The 2,954-nt window shown below is 68.8% G+C and carries 5 protein-coding genes; all 5 read left to right on the top strand.

The annotated features are described in order from the left end of the window. Positions 1-171 (top strand): DUF6691 family protein (locus AC1DYI_RS31295; RefSeq protein ID WP_477208014.1); only part of this gene is annotated, 171 nt, incomplete at its 5' end. A 98-nt stretch (positions 172-269) separates the two neighbouring features. Further along, complete coding sequence (locus AC1DYI_RS31290; protein WP_477208013.1) at positions 270-983, top strand: prepilin peptidase; 714 nt, start codon at positions 270-272, stop codon at positions 981-983. Further along, positions 980-1,660, top strand: coding sequence for a phytanoyl-CoA dioxygenase family protein (locus AC1DYI_RS31285; RefSeq protein ID WP_477208012.1), 681 nt, complete (start codon positions 980-982; stop codon positions 1,658-1,660). The genes AC1DYI_RS31290 and AC1DYI_RS31285 overlap by 4 nt, the downstream gene beginning before the upstream one ends. 12 nt (positions 1,661-1,672) lie before the next feature. Next, a complete protein-coding gene (locus AC1DYI_RS31280) occupies positions 1,673-2,404 on the top strand; it encodes an alpha/beta fold hydrolase (RefSeq protein ID WP_477208011.1) in 732 nt (243 codons plus the stop codon). 197 nt (positions 2,405-2,601) lie between these two features. Beyond that, positions 2,602-2,954 (top strand): DJ-1/PfpI family protein (locus AC1DYI_RS31275; protein WP_477208010.1); only part of this gene is annotated, 353 nt, incomplete at its 3' end.

The raw sequence follows: 2,954 nt of genomic DNA, 5'->3' as shown, positions 1-2,954 counted from the left end.
CTCTTCGGCATCGGCTGGGGGCTGGCCGGCCTGTGCCCGGGCCCTGCGCTGGTGGCACTCGGGACCGGCCAGGCCAAGGCCTTCGTCTTCGTGTTGGCGATGCTGGCGGGCATGGGCGTCTTCGAATGGCTCGAGCAGCGTCGTGCCCGTCGCGCACCGAGCCAAGCGTGAAGACTACGCGATCAGCATTCAGCGGCGGTTGACTCGCCGCGCCAGCGCCGGGCACAGTGCCCTTCTTGCCCGCGTTGGCCACCCACACCTCTCAACTCATGCCGCTGTCGATCCAGGAAATTGCAGGTGTCATCGCCTTCGCGCTGGCCACCGCCTTGTTGCTGCTGCCGCTGGCCAAGCGCCTGCCCGCTGACATGGAACGGCAGTGGAACGAAGACGTCGAGGCCGATCTGAAGGCCAAGCTCACGCTGCAGGACGGCGCGGACCGCTTCTCGTTGTCGCTGACCGAATCGATGTGGATCGTCGGCGCCGGCCTGATGCTGGGTGCTCTGGTGATGGTGCGCCACGGCTTCTCGCCCACCGGTGCGGCTTGGTCGCTGTATTTCTGGGCGCTGCTGCTGTTGACGGTCATCAACCTGAAGCACAGCCTGCTGCCCGACAAGGTCGTGCTGACCACCTTGTGGATCGGCCTGCTGTTCCACACCCATGCCGGCCAGGCGACCGAGCATGTCTATGGTGCGGCGGTGGCGTTTGTGGGACCTTGGTTGCTGGCGCTGACGATCAAGCGGGTGACGGGCGCCTTCGTGATCGGCTATGGCGACTTCAAGACCTTCGCGATGGCCGGCGCGTGGTTCGGCCTGGAAGCGGTGCCCGGGCTGTTGATGTTCTTCCTGCTCGGCGTCGTGGTCAGCATGGTGGCGCCGCCGTTGCTGCGCCGGCGCCCATCTGGCGTCGTCCCCTCCGGCCCGGCCCACCTGTTCGCATCGATCGTGCTCGCGTGCAGCCCCTACCTGCGTCCGCTGATTGAATGAGCCCATCCCCTGACCGCTTCAGCCTCGACGGCTTTGTCGCGGTGGCCGAGGCACTGCCGCCGCCCGAATGCCAGGCCATCGCGCAGGGCCTGGCCTTGCGCGGTGGCGACAGCGCCGGCACGCGTTGCCTGCTGCCGCAGGCTTGGTGCGCCGCGCTGGCGCAGCGGCTGCGCGGGCATGCCCGCGTCGCCCCGCATCTGCCCGAGGGCGCAGTCGCGGTGCAGTGCACCTACTTCGAGAAGTCGAGCACTCGCAACTGGCTGGTGCCCGTCCACCAGGATCAGAGCATCCCGGTCGCGGCGCGCGTGGATGCACCCGGCTGGCGAGGCTGGTCCGAGAAGGAAGGCAGCCTCTTCGTGCAGGCGCCGGTGGCGGTGCTGGAGCAGTTGGTCGCCGTGCGGCTGCACCTGGACGATTGCAGCGCGGTCGATGGGCCCCTACGCGTGCTGCCCGGCAGCCACCGGCTCGGCCTGTTGGCCGACGAAGAAGCGTCGCGGCTGCGAGCGCAATCGACCGAGGTCATCTGCGAAGCCCGCCAGGGTGACGCACTGTTGCTGCGCCCGCTGCTGCTGCACGCCTCGTCCAAGGCCAGCGGCCACAGCCTGCGCCGCGTGCTGCACTTCCTGTTCGGCCCGCCCGAGCTGCCGCAGGGCTTGCGCTGGCAGCACACCGCGTGACCTGAGAACACGATGAGCAACGCTGACGCCGCGACACCCACCCGGTCCGGAATCAGCCTGGTGCTCTTGCCCGGCCTGGACGGGACCGGCGAGTTGTTCGCTCCCGTGATCGCGGCGCTCGGCAGTGGCTTCCCGCTGACGGTCGTGCGCTACCCGGTCGACCGCCCCGCCGGCTATTCGGACCTGGTGTCGATGGTGCGCGCCATGCTGCCGAAAGACCGGCCTTATGTGCTGCTCGGCGAATCGTTCTCGGGCCCGATCGGCGTGATGCTGGCGGCCGAAGCGCCGGTGGGTTTGAAGGGCCTGGTGCTGTGCTGCAGCTTCGTGCGCAACCCGCAACCTTGGCTGTCCTGGCTGAAGCCGCTGCTGGGGTGGCTGCCGGTGAAGGCCATGCCGCTGCGCGGGCTCGCCTGGTTCCTGTTGGGACGGGCCGCGAATACCGCCTGGCGGTCGGCTTTGGCCCAGGCCTTGGCCCCGGTGTCACCGGCCGCGATACGGGCACGGCTGGGCGCCGTGCTGTCGGTCGATGTCTGCGCCACGTGGCTGCAGGTGAACGTGCCGACGCTGTGCCTGCGCGCGTCGCAAGACCGCGTGGTGCCTGCCGCGGCGTCGCGCCTGGTGACGACGCTGAAGCCGACCGCCCAGGTCATCGAACTGGTCGGACCGCATTTCCTGCTGCAGGTCGCGCCCATCGATGCAGCCCAAGCGATCCGCACCTTTGTGCAGTCGCTGAAAGACGAATGACAGATTGGCAGGAAACCAGGGATCAACGTCCTTGCTGCCGCGCAGCGTGCTTCTAAGATGCACCGCTTTCGACATTCAGCCCGGCCATGAAAAGAAGAGACATCCTCGCCGTCGCGGCGAGCCTGGCAGTGGGCAGCACGGCGGCTGTCGCGACAGGCGCCGCACCAGCTGCGGCCCGCCCACCGCCACCGTTGCCAGTGCCCGCCAACGGCGAGATCCAGGTCGCCTTCGTCGTGGGGCCCGGCGCGGTTGCGATCGACTTCGCCGGCCCGTGGGAGGTCTTCGACACCGTCAAGCCGTTTCGGCTGTACACCGTCGCCGAATCGACCGAGCCGCTGACCGCGTCGGGCGGGCTGCGCCTCGTCGCGAACCACAGCTTCGCCACCGCGCCGAAGCCCAACGTCGTCGTGATCCCGGCCCAGGCCGAGCCCAGCGAAGCYATGCTGGGCTGGATACGCCAGGTGGCGGCCGACGCGGACCTTGTCATGTCGGTCTGCAACGGGGTTTTCGTGCTCGGCAAGACCGGGCTGCTGGATGGCCGGTCAGCGAC

The organism is Ideonella sp. P3_A4, assembly GCF_056403075.1.
Note: the sequence above shows the minus strand (reverse complement) of the source record. Positions and strands in the feature narration are given on the sequence as shown.

Coding starts and splice junctions, on each gene's coding strand:
- AC1DYI_RS31290 (WP_477208013.1), top strand. CDS start 270: ATGCCGCTGTCGATCCAGGAAATTGCAGGTGTCATCGCCTTCGCGCTG.
- AC1DYI_RS31285 (WP_477208012.1), top strand. CDS start 980: ATGAGCCCATCCCCTGACCGCTTCAGCCTCGACGGCTTTGTCGCGGTG.
- AC1DYI_RS31280 (WP_477208011.1), top strand. CDS start 1,673: ATGAGCAACGCTGACGCCGCGACACCCACCCGGTCCGGAATCAGCCTG.